This window comes from Bifidobacterium sp. M3-N-101 (assembly GCF_023656805.1).
GTDB classification, from domain to species: domain Bacteria; phylum Actinomycetota; class Actinomycetes; order Actinomycetales; family Bifidobacteriaceae; genus Bifidobacterium; species Bifidobacterium breve.
Genome location: NZ_JAMOKQ010000005.1, coordinates 146,556 through 161,787 on the forward strand (window position 1 = coordinate 146,556; position 15,232 = coordinate 161,787).

The following is a 15,232-nucleotide window of genomic DNA, read 5'->3' on the forward strand; positions in this document are numbered from 1 at the left end:
GTGTTGCGGTTTTCAGAGTTTGAATACGTCTGATGGTTGCCCGTCCACGGAACGGATGACGATTTGTTCGCCTTCCTCGTAGCTCAATCTGTGGTCGGCGACCAGGCCGGAAACATAGCGTGCGGTCAGGCGGCGGTTCATGTCGTGGCGGGCTGGAATGGAGCAGAGTGCGCGGGTGTCGTCGATGAAGCCCGAAAGCTTGGAGAATCCTGCATAGGGTACGACATCCGCGTAATAGCGCAGAATCGATTCCGGTGCGTCCAGGAACCACCAGGGTGCGCCGATGTACAGTGCCGGATAATATGCCGCCATCGGAGCAAGCTCGCGAGAATATGCGGTCTCGTCCATGGTGAACGCCACAAGATGGAAATCGGGATTGTCCCCGTATTCGTTGAGCACAGGGCGAAGCCAATGCGACCAGTCGGCGGGCATCGGGCAGTCGGCTCCGCAATCCGGGCCATAATTGACGAGTTGCCTACGGTAGTGGTTGCGCATCACGCCGGGATGCATGGTCATCACCAGGCCGTCATCCTGTGCGAGTTTGGCCTGGTCGTTGAGCAGATGGGCGTGCAGTCGATGTGCCTCGTCTGGGGTCAGGGCGTTGCGACGTGCCTTGTCGTACAGGCGGATTGCCCCATCATCCGACAGTCGGGTGGTGTCTCCGGACCAGTCGCCCTCACGTGAAGAATCCACGCCATGATCCGAGACGACCGCGCCATGCTGTTTGAAGAACAGGCGACGGCGACGCATGGCTTCTACAAACCCCTCATAGGTGGAGGTGTCCACGCCGGCCGATTCGCCTAGCGCATCGGACAGCTGAACCCAGTCCACACGGTCGACCTCAAGATAACGGTCCGGGCGGAAGCAGGGAGCGAAGCGCGACGGGAACGTGCTGTCGGCGCGAACCTGGTCGTGAAGAGCCAAATCGTCGGTGGGGTCATCGGTGGTGGAGATGAAACCAATGTTGAAACGCTTGACGAGTTTGCGCGTGGTGAAGTCGTCGGATGTTAGAAGTTCGTTGAGCTCATCGTAGATGCTGTCGGCGGTGTCCTCATTGAGGGGCTTGTCAATACCGAATACGTTGGATAGCGAATCCTCGAACCAATAGCGCATTGGCGTGCCTGCATAGGCATACCAGTACTTTCCCAGCAAGCGGAAGGCATTGCGCGACTGCTCGTCGGTGAAATGCTTCTGTCCCACTCCCAAATCGCTGAACGGAACACCGTGCCCGTGCATGATACGAGTCACATAATGATCCGGTGTGATAAACAGGTCTGTGGGATTCTTGAAATGCTTATCCTGAGCGAACCAGTCGATGGGCACATGACCGTGCGGAGAGATGATGGGGCGGTCCTTAATCGCCTCGTACAGTCGTCGTGCGGTGGATCGTTGACTCGGATCTGCGGGGAGCAGGCGATCTTCATTGAGTGCGGATGTCATAGTAATTACTCCTGGAACTAATAGCTTTGTTTACAAGTGCTGAATAATGGCTTGTGCCAATTCCCGATATTGCGATGCGTCAAGATACACGCGGTCGGGATTCATCGCGAACACCGTCTTCCACTCGAATCCGTTCCGGTATTTGGGGCAGAGGTGGAAATGCAGATGATGCCCATCATCGCCATAGGCGCCGTAGTTGATCTTGTCAGGATGGAAGGCCTCGTGCAATGCCTTTGCCACGTGATTCACGTCATCGAGAAACGCGGCCCGTTCCTCGTCGGGCAAATCTACGCTTTCGGAAACGTGATGCTTCGAAGCGACGATGACGCGACCCCTATGGCTTTGTTCCTTAAACAGCACGAGCTTCGAAGCTGGCAATTCGGCGATTGCAATGCCGAATGCGTCTAAAAGCTCGCCCCCCATCGCAGTAGGCGCAAGGTTCTTTTTCTGTCTGCGGCATACCTCATCCTTTACGAATAATGTGACGTTGCGGTTGTTGGCCACATTGCCGGTGTGCGTCATGTTTGCAAATTCGATTTCAATATATACTTGGGCTTCAAAAGGTGTGATATTTTGCATTTATTTGTTTTGAATGGCTCGATGCATTGCAAATCGGTGAGGTATCTGTTAGAAAAATGGGGAAGGAGAAACCGTGAGCAGTGAATCTGCCGCGCGATGCCATGCCAGTTTGAGCGACGTATCCCAGGCCGCGCATATATCCATAGCCACTGCGTCGCGCGCTTTCGTACATCCCGAGCGGGTTAATGCCGATACCTTGAAGCGAATATACGATGCCGCGGAAAAAGTCGGATATGTCCCGCGCAAGAATGCTCAGCAGTCGAATGATGATTCCGGTAAATTGATCGCCGTGGTCATCAACGACATCGGCAATCCGGTGTACGCGGAATTCGTCAAAAGCATTCAGCATCGCTGCAGGGAATACGGGTATTCGATTATGATCATCGATTCTCAGGAGATGAGTTCGATCGAACACATCATGCTGATGCTGACCGAAGAATACGTAGACGGAATCGTGCTTGCATCATCGCGTCTGTCCGACGCGAATATTCAAAAAATGGCGAAGGCGAAACCCTTGGTGCTGATTAATCGGTCGGTTCACGGTGTCAAATCGGTGATCGCGGATACCTATGGCGGCTTGGAGAAGTTCCTCCAAGAATTATGCTCCTTAGGGCATAAATCGTTGACCTATCTATCAGGGCCTGCGGATTCATGGCAGAATGCGGTCAGGCGAGAAACACTGTCCGGCATCTGCAAGAAAAAAGGCATTGCGCTGAATGTCATACCAGGTTCTTCTCCCACTTACGGCGGCGGGGTATCCTGCGTGGCCCAGTTCTTCCAGCACCCCACCTCCGCGGTGATCGCCTATAACGACATCATGGCCATCGGATTCATGACCGCTATGAAGGATTGCGGCATCAAAGTCCCAGAAAAGGTGTCTGTTGGGGGAATTGATGACATCCCCATCAGCGCAATCGTCAGTCCGGCATTATCAACGGTTCGCATAGATCGTACCTTAATCGGAAAAACCGCTACGGATGAATTAATCGGCCAATTGCGTGGAGGGAACCTCCGCCGATCCCTGAAGCCGATTATGATTGGCTCCCATTTCGTTATGCGCGGTAGTGTGGGGGCTGCCGGCGATTGACATACGCCATGCGTTTACCTGGTAGGGATGCCGGTGGCGCTATGCTGCATCGGCATTGATCAAGCTTCGTGACGATGTCCTTCAGGTTCCAGATCGATGGTTGGGGTTATGCATGGCGAACGGGGCGTGTCTGGATGAAATGTCCTAGTGGTCCGAGCCGGGAATGCTAACGCTATTGCGTTCTATGAACTGTGTAGGTACTTTCAAAGAAGTATGGGCATCCGCATTGTCGTTATCGAATAGCATGGCTACCGCGGCTTTGCTTTCTTTGCGGCGGTCGATGCGTATGCTGCTGAGCGTCGGAGAGAGCAGGGTGCAGTCGGCGATGTCGTCGATGCCTATAATCGAGAAACGTTGAGGCACGTCTATCTGTTGTTGCTGTGCCGCAGCGATAAATCCCATCGCCTGCAGATCGTTGTAGGCGATGATGGAAGTGGAATCCGTCTGTTGCATGAATTGCGAGAATGCTTTCCGACCGGCCTCGAAAGTCGGCTCCTTGCAGGGAAGGCGCTTCAGTGACATGTTCTTTTCCTTGCATACATCGGACAGGGTGCGCCAACGCATACCTTCCGCCCAAGAAGCCTCTGGGCCGGTAAGATACGTGACACCGGTATGACCAAGTGCGATGAGACGTGCTACCGCCGATTCGAACCCTGGCCTGTAATCAGGAATCACGGACGGTAGGCCGCGTACCATACGGTTGATCATGACTACTTTATGATGCCGGGCGAATTTACGAATCATGGTATCGCTGAGTCGAGAAGAGGCCAGCAGCACGCCATCTACATTATTGAGATCGTGGAGACTGTCACGCTCGTTCATTTTGGTTTCTTCCGTGTCGGCAATAAGAAGCCCGGAGTTTTGTCGCATGCATTCATGCTGGGTATTGCGGATAAGCTGGGCGAAGGCGGGATTGCTGATATCGGAAACGGCGAGCAAAATAAGACGATGTTTGGGCTTCCCGACCGTGAGTGGCGTGATGGTACCGGAACGATATCCCAGTCGGTTCGCTGTGTCGAAGATTTGCTGCGCCGTGGCTTCGCTGACATGGCCTGGACGAGAGAATGCCCTTGAGACGGTGGAGGGCGATACACCTGCTGCGCGTGCTACATCAACGATTCCGGGATATGTTCTGTGTCTAGACATCTCTTGCGCCACCGGTGTGTGGGAATTTTCTTTGCAGTATATGTTATACGTTCCCCTGGTGACGGATTGCAATATATATATGGGATGTGCATGAGTGTCGGCAGTTTGGGAATCCTGCGAACCACCGACGCTGAGGGGCACGTGGCCGTCGGTGGTCTGGGGACTGCTCAATCTACCGACACTTACATCCCTTCTATCGTCGGCAGATTGGGGACTGCTCAATCTACCGACGATGAGAAGTATGTAAGCGTCGGCAGATTGAGCAGTGGGCTTGGCAACCCGCTTGAAACCGAATCAGAACAGTCCTGGCTCGTTCAATGCGGAATGCTTGCGGCTGTACACGAAATACACGATCAAACCAAGGGCGAACCAGATTGCGAAACGCACCCAGGTCTCCCAATTCAAACCGCAAATCAGAATGAAGCAGAAAATGATCGCGCAGATTGGCGTGAACGGCACGCCCGGAGCGCGGAAGCCACGGTGTGCGTCCGGCTGGGTCTTACGCATCCACAGAATGCCCGCGGACACGATGATGAACGCCGACAGCGTACCGATGTTCACCAATTCGAACAGTACGTTGATGTTGATGAAACCGCCGGCGATGGCCGTTAGAATACCGAAGAACCATGTACCTTTGAACGGGGTACGGTACTTCTCGTGCACGTGGCCGAAGAACTCCGGGAACAGGCCGTCGCGGCTCATGGCGTAGCAGATGCGGGACTGGCCGTACAGCTGCACGAGCATCACCGTGGTCATGCCGATCAGCGCGCCGAGGTTCACGATCACCGCGAGCCAGTTCATGCCAGTTTCCAGGATCACGCCGGCGACCGGGGCGTCGATGTACTTGGCGAACTCCTTGTACGGCACCACACCGGTCATGATCATGGTCATGATGACGTAGAGCACAGTGGAGATGGCCAGCGAGAGCAGGATACCGCGCGGCAGCGTCTTGTTTGGGTTGACGGTCTCCTCGGCGGAGGAGGAGACGGCGTCGAAGCCGATGAAGCTGAAGAACACGATCGACGCGGCCGGCACGATGCCGTACGGCTGGGTGGAGCCGGGCTGGAACGTGTAGATGCCATACGGGGAGAACGGCTGCCAGTTGGACGGCTTCACATACCACACGGCGCATGCGATGAACAGCACGATGATGGCGAGCTTGATGAGCACCATCACGTCGTTGGTGCGCTTGGTCTGGTTGATGCCGATGGACAGCACCCACGTGATGATCAGCACGATGACGAAGCCGGGCAGGTTGAAGTAGGTGGTGACGTCCGGGTTGGTGCCGTAGGCGGCGGTCAGCTCGACCGGCAGATGCAGTCCGAAGCCTTCCAACAACTTGTTGAAGTATCCCGACCAGCCGGCGGACACGGTGGCCGCCTGCAGAGCATACTCCAGAATCAGATCCCAGCCGATCACGAAGGCGATGAGCTCGCCGAACGCCAGATAGGCGTAGGAGTAGGCCGAGCCGGAGACCGGAGCCATGGCGGCGAACTCGGCGTAGCACAGGCCGGCGAAACCGCAGCAGACGGCGGCCAGCAGGAACGATACGGACAGGGCCGGGCCGGCGGTGAGCGCGCCCTTGCCGGTGAGCACGAAGATACCGGTGCCGATGATCGCGCCGATACCGAGCATCGTCAGATCGAAGGTGCGCATCGTGCGCTTCAGGGGAGTGGATTCGGCGACAAGCTGATCCACGCTTTTCTTACGAAACAGATCCATGTTCTTCTCTCATGAAACTTAAGATATGGGGCTAGACCGGACGGATTTCCGGGATCCCGGCACGCCTCAACGCCGGGAATCAAAGGCGGCTTCCGAGAAACCGCATATCGGTCATTAGTGTACGACTGCCGGGCGAAAACAAACGATTGTGACCACACGTCACATTCCTGCGCAACAATAGGTGCCTATGAGCATGAACGCAGCACCCGAAATCGCATTCTCGTCCGAGCAGGGCAAGGCCAACTATGCGGCCGCCCGCCGCCAATACCCCGCACAGGCCATCGTGAACCTCAAAACCATGCGCGACAACATGGCCCACCTGGTCTCCGTGGTCGGCGGCCCGAACTCCGGCACGGCGGTGATGGGCGTGGTCAAGGCCGACGCATACGGCCACGGACTGCTGCCCGCCGCACTGGCCGCGCTCGCCGGCGGCGCGACATGGCTCGGCACCGCGCAATCGCATGAAGCGTTGCTGCTGCGCAAGCTCGGCATCGGCCCCGACCGTTGCCGCATTCTGACTTGGGTCTACAACGGCACCGAAGTGCCATTCGATGAGCTGATCGCTGCCGATATCGACGTATCGGTCGGCTCCCTGCCCGGCATCGATGCCGTGGCCGCCGCCGCACGCAAGCTCGGCAAGCCCGCCCGCGTACACGTCAAGGTCGATTCCGGCTTCGGTCGCAACGGTTTCACGCCGGCCGGATTCGACGCCGCGCTCGCCAAACTCGTGCCGCTCGCCAAAGAGGGCGTGTTGCATATTGTGGGTCAGTGGAGCCATCTCGCCGTGGCCGATTCGCCCGATGTGCCCGAATTCGTGTCCTCCACCGACCGCCAGATCGAAACATTCAAGGACTTCACGCGCCGCATGGAACAGGCCGGCATTCCGCCGGAGATCCGTCACCTGGCCAACACGGCGGCCACTTTGGACCGCCCGGAGATTCACTTCGAACTTACCCGCCCCGGCATCGGCCTGTACGGCTACGAGCCCGATCCCGCGATGGGCACCCCGCGCGACTGGCATCTGACCCCGGCCATGCGCCTGCAGGCGCAGCTCGGCACGGTCAAGGATGTGGAGGCCGGCCATGGCATCTCCTACGGCCGCACGTACCTGACTCCAGACAACACGTCCACTGCCATCGTGCCATTGGGCTACGCCGACGGCATCCACCGCTCCGCCTCCGGATTCGATATGGAAGGTGCCAAGCATGTGGAGAAGCCGGGCGGGCCAGTGCGCATTATGACCACCGAGGGCCCGAAGCTCTACCGCGTCTGCGGTCGCGTGTGCATGGACCAGTTCATCGTGGATTTGCACGGTTCCGCCGCCGAACTCGGAGTTCACGAGGGCGACACGGTCGAACTGTTCGGCCCGGGTCGTGGTGAGCAGTTTGTGGAGCCCACTGCCGACGACTGGGCCCGTGCCGCCGATACCATCAGCTATGAGGTCTTCACTTGCCTGCGCAATCGCATTCCGCGTCTCTACGAGCACGCCGCCGAGGTGCTGCCCGCTGACGACCTCGCCAAGCTCGATCCAGCCACGCTGCTGTAACACTGTACGGCAGCCGATATATGGGCCTATGCTTGGACTATGGAAACAACGCAAGATGGGGAACGGGTGCTGAGCGATGAGGGCTACAGTGCCTTTGATGAAGAGCGTTGGGCACCTGAACCGCCGAAGTCCAAAGCCCGTACCGCTTTTGAGCGTGACCGCGCAAGGCTGATACATTCGTCCGCCCTGCGGCGTCTCGGCGCGAAAAGCCAGATTCTGATTGCTGGTACCGATGATTTCGCTCGCACCCGCCTCACCCACACGCTGGAAGTCGCCCAAATCGGTCGACAAATAGGCGCAATGCTTGGCTGCGATCCTGATGTGGTCGACTGCGCTTGCCTGGCCCATGATCTTGGCCATCCGCCGTTCGGGCACAACGGGGAGCGGGCGCTCGCCGAAATCGCGCGCAATATTGGCGGATTCGAGGGTAACGCGCAGACCATGCGCATTCTGACCCGTCTCGAACCCAAAATCTTCCATCCGGACGGCCGTTCCGCCGGTGTGAACCTGACCCGTGCAGCTCTTGATGCGGCGGTCAAATATCCGTGGACTTTGGCTGAGGCCGACCAGCATCCCAAGGGGGAGCGGTCCAAGAAGTTCTGCGTCTACCCGGATGATGAGCCCGTGTTCCGATGGTTGAAAATCGGCGCGCCTGTGGCTACCAAGCCGATGGAATGCCAGATCATGGATCTTTCGGATGACATCGCCTATTCGGTGCATGATGTTGAGGATTCCATCGCCACTGGTGCCTTCGACCCGATTGTGCTCGCCGATTCACAGATTTTGGACCACATCATCGAGCAGACGCGCGGCTGGTATGGGACCAAGTGGGATGCGGATAAGCTGTTGGCAGCATTCATGAGACTCAGGCGTGAGCATATGTTCCCTGCGCATTTCAACGGATCACGTCAAGCTTTGGCGCAGTTGAAGAACATCACCTCCGACTTGATTGGGCGGTTTTGCTGGTCGGTGGAAACCGCCACTCGCGATACATACGGACCGGGACCGTTGACGCGTTACTCCGCCAATATCGTGATTCCCGAGGATACGAATTACGAGATTGTGGCATTAAAAGGCATCGCCGTGTATTTCGTCATGGCGCCGCGTGAGAGGGAGCCGTTCCACCAGGAGGAACTGAAAATCGTCGAGGACCTGATCGACGTGCTGATGGCCGATTCACCGCAGCCCTCCGACGCGCTGGAAAGCCAGTTCCTAGCCGATTGGAATGAGTCCACCAACGACAATGAACGTTTGCGCGTGGCCATCGATCAAGTGGCGTCCCTAACCGACAATTCCGCCTTGGCTCTTCATTCCATCCTGTGCTGAGGCTGTTCCGTGGCGGGCACCCTCAGTCAGTTGCGCTGACAGCTTTCCTCCCTGAGAGAGCTATGACCTATCCCTTGGCTTCCCTCGGGTGAGGAGAGCTGTCTCCATAGGCGAGTGAGGGGAGCCAAGAAAGTAACGGTACATATCTACCGTGTCTCACACGTGGCGCTACTCTAGAGACTTATGGTCGGAATGATTAAGAAAGAAGATGTCGAGAAGGTGCGCGCCGCCGCGGACCTGTATGACATCGTATCCGCGACCGTAACGCTTAAGCCCTCCGGAACCGGCACATTCGTCGGCCTATGCCCGTTCCACGACGAGAAAACCGGCAGCTTCAACGTGCGCCCCTCGCTCGGCGTGTGGCACTGCTTCGGTTGCGGTTTGGGCGGCGACGTGTTCAAATACGTCGAACAATCCGAGAACATCGACTTCCGTGAAGCCGTGGAACTACTCGCCGACAAGTACCACATCGAGCTGCACTACGAGAACAGTGGCAACGGTCCAAACCGCGAGAACAATGGCTCCAAGCGCACGCGACTGCTGGAAGCCTGCGAGGAAGCCCAGCGTTTCTTCGTCTCCCAAATCCTGACCAAGGAGGCATTGCCCGCCCGCAAACTGCTCGGCGGCCGCAACTTCTCCCAAGCCGACTGCGAACGTTTCGGCTGCGGCTACGCGCCCCAAGGCTGGGATAATCTCGTGCGTCATTTGGCATCCAAGGGGTTTACACAGAAGGAGATCTTCGACGCCGGCCTGGCCCGCCAAGGCCAGCGCGGCATCTACGACTATTTCCGCGGCCGCGTGACCTGGCCCATCCGCGATTCGACCGGACGCACGCTCGGCTTCGGCGCGCGCAAACTGTATGAGGACGACCAGATCGCCGCCAAATACATCAACACGCCGGATACGCAGCTTTACCGTAAGACCCAGGTTCTCTACGGAATCGATTTGGCCAAATCCGCCATCGTCAAGAAGCGGCAGGTGGTAATCGTCGAAGGCTATACGGACGTGATGGCCATGCATCTGGCCGGCATTGACACCGCCATTGCTACGTGTGGTACCGCATTCGGTGCCGAACATGCCAAGATCGTACGCCGCCTTATTGCCGACGATTCTCTGGGTGCGGTGCAATTGGTCGGTCCGCTGAAGATCAAAGACCAGCCATTGAGTTCACGTATCGTATTCACGTTCGATGGCGATGCCGCTGGCCAGAAAGCCGCACTGCACGCCTTTGGTCTCGATTCGGCATTCCTTTCCCAGACCTTTGTGGCTGTGGCCGACAACAATCTTGACCCCTGCGATCTGCGTATCGAACGAGGCAATGAGGCGGTGCGCTCGTTGATTGCCAATGCCAAGCCGCTCTATGACTTCGTGATCGATGCCGCCATCGGCCGGTTTGACTTAACGTATACTCCCGGTCAAGTGGGGGCAATGAAAGCCGTGGCTCCGCTGGTGGCACAGATTCGCGACCGTTCCCTGTGGGATGCCTATGCGCGCAAGGCTGCTGGCCGTATCGGCGTGGATCTCGAGGTGATGCGCCGCGAGGTGATGACAGCCCGCCGTCAGATGCACGTGCGCGACGAGGACGCCTATGCGCCCAAGCGCCGGTTCGACCGTGAGGAGCGTCGGGTGGAACCCGGCACTAATCCATATGCCAATCCGGCCGCCCGCAAGACTCTGGAGCGTCGCGATGCCGCCGAGCAGGCATACTTCAAGATTGATGATGCCGTGTTCATCGCCGAGCAACAGTTCATGGCCACACTGATTCAGGTGCCGCGCGCCATCGACCGTACCATGTTCGGCCAGCTGACCATCGACCATTTCATGACTTCGGTGTTCCGCACCCTGTTTCAGGTGATTGCGGCCGCCGGCGGACTGCCATCCGACAACACCCCGCAGGGTCTGTGGATGCACAACCTCACCAAGGCCGGCGGGCCTATGTTGAATCAGGTCATCAACGAGCTGGCCGTCATGCCGCTGCCTTTGCCCGGAGATGACAGCGGCAACGGTGCGCAACCCGTGCAGCCGAACGCGCCCGGTGACGCTGGTGCGCCTGGTGCCGCCGCCATGCAGCTACGACCCGCCACTGCGGAGGAGCAGCGATACGCCACCGAACTGCTCACCCGACTATTGGACATGGGCTTCATGCGCCAGATCGGTCTAGCCAAACGCCGCATGGCCCAACTGCCCGACGGCGAAGAGAAAATCACCCTCCTTGGCCAAATCACCCGCATGGAAACCGCCCGCAAAGACCTCCAAGCCCAAATCTATGGCAACACCGTTGGCTAATTGGCGTTTTCGGCGGCTCTCACATAGGGGCTTACTTGTTCTGTGCGCTTACTTCTTGGATGCGAGACGGCTGAGATATTCGATTGGTGTGACTGCGGCGATGGGGGAGAGCGCGAAATTCTTTATGTTGTTGGTAATAATGAAGTCGGCGCGTTCTCGTTCCGCGATGGCGGCAACGAAGGAATCCTCGGTGTCTTTGAAGTCGTATGACAGCCCTCGCAATATTGTGGCTTCATCCAACGCGGCGACATGGGCGATGCCGAGACATAGAGATAGTGCCTGACGCGCTTTGGCTCGATTTGCGTTTGCCTCTACGATATACGCGATAGTAGGTGCGGAATGTGCCGGCATAAGAATGTCGTATTCGGGGTGCGACGATAGGTCGAGTACACTTGCGGAGGCCTCGCACATAGGCTGTCGAGCCAGTATGACGTCAAGAAATACGTTGGTGTCAACGACGAGTTTGTTCATGAGTTCTTCTCCATGAGGTGCCATCGGTAGTCATTTTCGTCGGCGGGGCCTTGCCCGATGCCCATGAGCGCGCGAATCGACGGTGATAGCTGTGCCGTTGAATCCTCTCGCGTTAATGATTCAAGGTAGTCCTCCACGATGGAAGACAATGTGCGGCCTTGTCGACGGGCGTATAGTTTGCCCCTCTCGATGGTATGTTCGTCAATGCTGAGTGTGAGTTTGGTCATGGCCCCTGCTCCTAGTCGCTGTACGTATAGTTTTTTCATTATATACGTATATCGGTTCGAGGAGCAATCAAGGTCAGATGTAAGTTGGATTGGATGGGTGCAGAAGTTGCGGATTGGCCCCATCCAAATTGGACTGGTTTGGGTGGGGCCAATCCGATCCGTTCAATAATGAAGCGCGATACCAAGCAGCGTCGAAACGAAGGGAAACTCATGACGCAGAATCGTGCGGAACTCAACCGTAATCTGGCCCAAATGCTCAAGGGCGGAGTGATCATGGACGTCACCACGCCCGAACAGGCGAAAATCGCGCAGGATGCCGGCGCGTGCGCGGTGATGGCGCTGGAGCGCATCCCCGCTGATATTCGCGCCGCCGGCGGCGTCTCCCGTATGAGCGACCCGGCCATGATCAAGGGCATTCAGGAAGCCGTCTCGATTCCGGTTATGGCCAAGGTGCGCATCGGCCACATCGCCGAGGCCCGCATTCTGCAGGCCATCGAAATCGATTACATCGACGAATCCGAGGTGCTTTCCCCGGCCGACGACGTGTACCACATCGACAAGAACCAGTTCGACGTGCCGTTTGTGTGCGGCGCGAAGAACCTGGGCGAGGCGCTGCGCCGCATCGCCGAGGGTGCTGCCATGATTCGCACCAAGGGCGAGCCCGGCACCGGCGACGTGATTCAGGCCGTGCGCCACATGCGCACCATGAACAAGCAGATTCGCGAGCTCGTCGGCCTGTGCGACGACGAGGTCTACGAGGCCGCCAAGCAGCTGGCCGTGCCCTACGACCTGGCCAAGTACGTGCATGACAACGGCCGCCTGCCCGTCGTGAACTTCGCCGCCGGTGGCGTGGCCACTCCGGCCGATGCCGCCCTGATGATGGAGCTCGGCGCCGAAGGCGTGTTCGTGGGCTCTGGCATCTTCAAGTCCGGCGACCCGGCCAAGCGCGCCGCCGCCATCGTCAAGGCCACCGCCAACTGGCAGGACGCCGACCTGCTCGCCAAGCTGTCCGAAAACCTAGGCGAAGCCATGGTCGGCATCAACGAGGACGAGATTCAGACCATCATGGCCGCTCGCGGCGAGTGACGGGAGCCGAAGCCGGAGAGGACAACATGGTTGTAGCTGTTGAATACATTTCCAAAGAAGAATCCGCAGACGCCGAAACCGCCACGCACGGCGTGACCGGTATTCTGGCCGTGCAGGGCGCGTTCGCCGAACATGCGGCGGTGCTCGACAAGCTCGGCGCCCCGTGGAAGCTGTTGCGCGCGGCCGAGGATTTCGATGAATCCATCGACCGGGTCATCCTGCCTGGCGGTGAATCCACCACGCAAGGCAAACTCCTGCGTTCCACCGGCCTGTTCGAACCGTTTGCCGCGCACATCAAGGCCGGCAAACCGGTGCTTGGCACCTGCGCTGGCATGATTCTGCTGGCCAAGAAGCTCGACAATGATGAGAACGTCTACTTCGGCGCGCTCGACGCTGTAGTGCGCCGCAATGCTTACGGTCGTCAGCTCGGCAGCTTCCAAGCCATCGCTGATTTTGGCCAAGCCGACGACCCACAGCGCATCGCGGACTTTCCACTGGTGTTCATCCGTGGGCCCTACGTGGTGTCGGTCGGCCCCGAGGCTACGGTCGAAACCGAAGTCGATGGTCACGTGGTGGGCCTGCGCCAAGGCAACATCCTCGCCACCGCCTTCCATCCCGAGCTCACGGACGACATCCGCATCCATGAGCTCTTCCTGTCGCTGTAGCCGATTCGTCTGCCGTTAGACTGGTATTCGACCGACGAATCAAGGAGACGATCTGCCATGCAGTTCACGCTGAACCGGCGCAGCACGGTGCCGATGTACCGGCAGCTGGCTGCTGAGCTGCGTGAACAGATTGTCTCCGGCGCAATGGCTGAGGGCTATCGTTTGCCGCCTGAACGCGAGTTAGCCTCACGCCTCGAGGTCAATCGCACCACGGTATTACAGGCCTATCAGCAACTCAAAGATGAGGGACTCATCGCCTCCAAAGTAGGCAAAGGCACGTTCGTGCTGCCGTTGCAGCATACTGAGACTGCCCGGATTCCTGTAGTGAGACATAAGCCGATTGACGAGGAGCCGAAACCGAGCGTTGTGCGGCCGCCGTGGTCGGTGTTGTTCTCCGACTATTCCAACCGATTCACCTACCACGACATTGCCTCGGCTGAGCGGGCGCAACGCGGCGATACCATCATCGACTTTGCCACCGGCTCGCCTAATCCGGCGGATATTCCCGACGATTTGTTGCGTTCAGTGAGCATTGAAGCGTTCGAATCGCGCGAATTCGACGGTCAGCCAGAATCGCCTATCGAAGGATTCGATGAACTCCGCGCATTACTTGCCGAGCATATGAGCACACGCGGCGTGCAGTGCGATGTACGAAACGTGATGGTGCTTTCCGGTTCCGAGCAAGGCATCGATCTTATCGTGCGCGCATTCGTCAATCCTGGCGACTGCGTACTGGTCGAACAATCCACGTTCTTCCCCGCATTGCAAACGTTCCGCTCGGCCGATGCTCGCATCATCGGCGTGCCGGTCGATGAACACGGCATGCGCACCGACCTGCTGGAAGGCTATTGCGCGCGATTCCGCCCCAAACTCATCTACACAGTTCCCACGTTCCAAAACCCCACCGGCACCACGCTGCCGCCCGAACGCCGCAGTGAACTCATCGACGTGGCACGACGCTACCAGTGCCTAATCGTGGAGGACGACGCCTACGGCGACCTGTGGTATGGCGGGAAATCATCCGATTCGCATCGCCCCATACCGCTCAAGGGCATGGAGAACGCGGGATACGTGATGTACTTGTCCACGTTCTCGAAGACTGTTACGTCGGGCCTGCGCACAGGGTGGATTGTGGCCGACCCGCACGTCATCAACCGCCTGGCGGCTCTACGCCGCATGGTCGACCAGCATACGAGCACGTCATCGCAGCGTATTTGCTTGGAGCTGCTTAAGGAAGGTCGCATCGCCGAGCATATTCAAACGCTGACTGATTCCTATCGGCGGCGGCGAGACACCGCAATCGCGGCATTGCAACGATTCGCCCCAGACGGCGTGCGTTGGACTGTGCCGGCCGGAGGCTATTACATCTGGCTATCCCTGACGGAGGGCGTACGCTCGCTTGACGTGCTGGAATCCTGCCGTTCACAAGGCGTCACATTCATGCCGGGCAGTGTGTTCGATGTTGACGAAATGGATGATTCCCATATCCGTCTCAACTTCGTGCGCCCGGATGCCGCCGATATCACCGACGGCATCCGAGTCATCTGCGAAGCATTAGAGCGGACGATTCAGGCCAGCTGAGCGACGAGACTACGTACCTTATGCCAATCTGCGCGTAGAATAAAACAGGTGCGGTAACGGGAATGTTCAT

13 protein-coding genes are annotated in these 15,232 nt (G+C 58.2%); 7 read left to right on the forward strand and 6 right to left on the reverse strand.

Features of this window, described 5'->3' with window-relative positions:
* Nucleotides 1–12 precede the first annotated feature (12 nt).
* A complete protein-coding gene (gene uxaC / locus NBH12_RS05210; RefSeq protein ID WP_021649412.1) occupies nucleotides 13–1,440 on the reverse strand; it encodes a glucuronate isomerase in 1,428 nt (475 codons plus the stop codon).
* A gap of 30 nt (nucleotides 1,441–1,470) precedes the next feature.
* Entirely contained in the window at nucleotides 1,471–2,019 is a 549-nt protein-coding gene (locus NBH12_RS05215; RefSeq protein ID WP_021649411.1) for an HIT family protein, read from the reverse strand.
* 109 nt (nucleotides 2,020–2,128) lie between these two features.
* Here NBH12_RS05215 and NBH12_RS05220 point away from each other — a divergent pair, with 109 nt between their 5' ends.
* Entirely contained in the window at nucleotides 2,129–3,106 is a 978-nt protein-coding gene (locus tag NBH12_RS05220; RefSeq protein ID WP_021649410.1) for a LacI family DNA-binding transcriptional regulator, read from the forward strand.
* Nucleotides 3,107–3,250: 144 nt separating this feature from the next.
* Here the strand turns inward: NBH12_RS05220 and NBH12_RS05225 are convergent, their stop codons facing one another.
* Nucleotides 3,251–4,264: a LacI family DNA-binding transcriptional regulator gene (locus tag NBH12_RS05225; RefSeq protein ID WP_223261703.1), complete on the reverse strand. Its 1,014-nt coding sequence runs from the start codon at nucleotides 4,262–4,264 to the stop codon at nucleotides 3,251–3,253.
* Nucleotides 4,265–4,546: 282 nt separating this feature from the next.
* Nucleotides 4,547–5,974 (reverse strand): APC family permease, encoded by a 1,428-nt coding sequence (locus NBH12_RS05230; protein WP_052789799.1) that lies wholly within the window; start codon nucleotides 5,972–5,974, stop codon nucleotides 4,547–4,549.
* A gap of 187 nt (nucleotides 5,975–6,161) precedes the next feature.
* Between NBH12_RS05230 and alr the strand changes: the two genes are divergently transcribed.
* From alr to dnaG, 3 genes are all read left to right on the forward strand, one after another.
* Nucleotides 6,162–7,520 (forward strand): alanine racemase, encoded by a 1,359-nt coding sequence (gene alr, locus NBH12_RS05235; protein WP_250819247.1) that lies wholly within the window; start codon nucleotides 6,162–6,164, stop codon nucleotides 7,518–7,520.
* A 39-nt stretch (nucleotides 7,521–7,559) separates the two neighbouring features.
* Nucleotides 7,560–8,846: a deoxyguanosinetriphosphate triphosphohydrolase gene (locus NBH12_RS05240; protein WP_003828522.1), complete on the forward strand. Its 1,287-nt coding sequence runs from the start codon at nucleotides 7,560–7,562 to the stop codon at nucleotides 8,844–8,846.
* Nucleotides 8,847–9,029: 183 nt separating this feature from the next.
* Nucleotides 9,030–11,132 carry a DNA primase gene (dnaG, locus tag NBH12_RS05245; protein WP_025332128.1) on the forward strand — a complete coding sequence of 701 codons (2,103 nt, stop codon included), beginning with the start codon at nucleotides 9,030–9,032 and terminating at the stop codon, nucleotides 11,130–11,132.
* Nucleotides 11,133–11,180: 48 nt separating this feature from the next.
* Here the strand turns inward: dnaG and NBH12_RS05250 are convergent, their stop codons facing one another.
* Together NBH12_RS05250 and NBH12_RS05255 are read right to left on the reverse strand one after the other, a co-directional pair.
* The gene (locus NBH12_RS05250; protein ID WP_003828527.1) at nucleotides 11,181–11,603 is read right to left on the reverse strand and encodes a type II toxin-antitoxin system VapC family toxin; all 423 of its coding nucleotides are present in this window, start codon (nucleotides 11,601–11,603) and stop codon (nucleotides 11,181–11,183) included.
* Nucleotides 11,600–11,830, reverse strand: coding sequence for a DUF6364 family protein (locus tag NBH12_RS05255; protein WP_003828530.1), 231 nt, complete (start codon nucleotides 11,828–11,830; stop codon nucleotides 11,600–11,602). The genes NBH12_RS05250 and NBH12_RS05255 overlap by 4 nt, the downstream gene beginning before the upstream one ends.
* A 210-nt stretch (nucleotides 11,831–12,040) precedes the next feature.
* On the opposite strand from NBH12_RS05255, the gene pdxS reads away from it, so the two are divergent.
* From pdxS to pdxR, 3 genes are read left to right on the forward strand one after another with little or no spacing between them, the layout of a single operon-like run.
* Nucleotides 12,041–12,916, forward strand: a complete 876-nt coding sequence (gene pdxS / locus NBH12_RS05260; RefSeq protein ID WP_117651058.1) for a pyridoxal 5'-phosphate synthase lyase subunit PdxS — start codon at nucleotides 12,041–12,043, stop codon at nucleotides 12,914–12,916.
* Between the two features lie 26 nt (nucleotides 12,917–12,942).
* A complete protein-coding gene (pdxT, locus tag NBH12_RS05265) occupies nucleotides 12,943–13,581 on the forward strand; it encodes a pyridoxal 5'-phosphate synthase glutaminase subunit PdxT (protein WP_015438539.1) in 639 nt (212 codons plus the stop codon).
* 57 nt (nucleotides 13,582–13,638) lie between these two features.
* Nucleotides 13,639–15,162, forward strand: a complete 1,524-nt coding sequence (gene pdxR, locus NBH12_RS05270; protein ID WP_016462331.1) for a MocR-like pyridoxine biosynthesis transcription factor PdxR — start codon at nucleotides 13,639–13,641, stop codon at nucleotides 15,160–15,162.
* Nucleotides 15,163–15,232 lie beyond the last annotated feature (70 nt).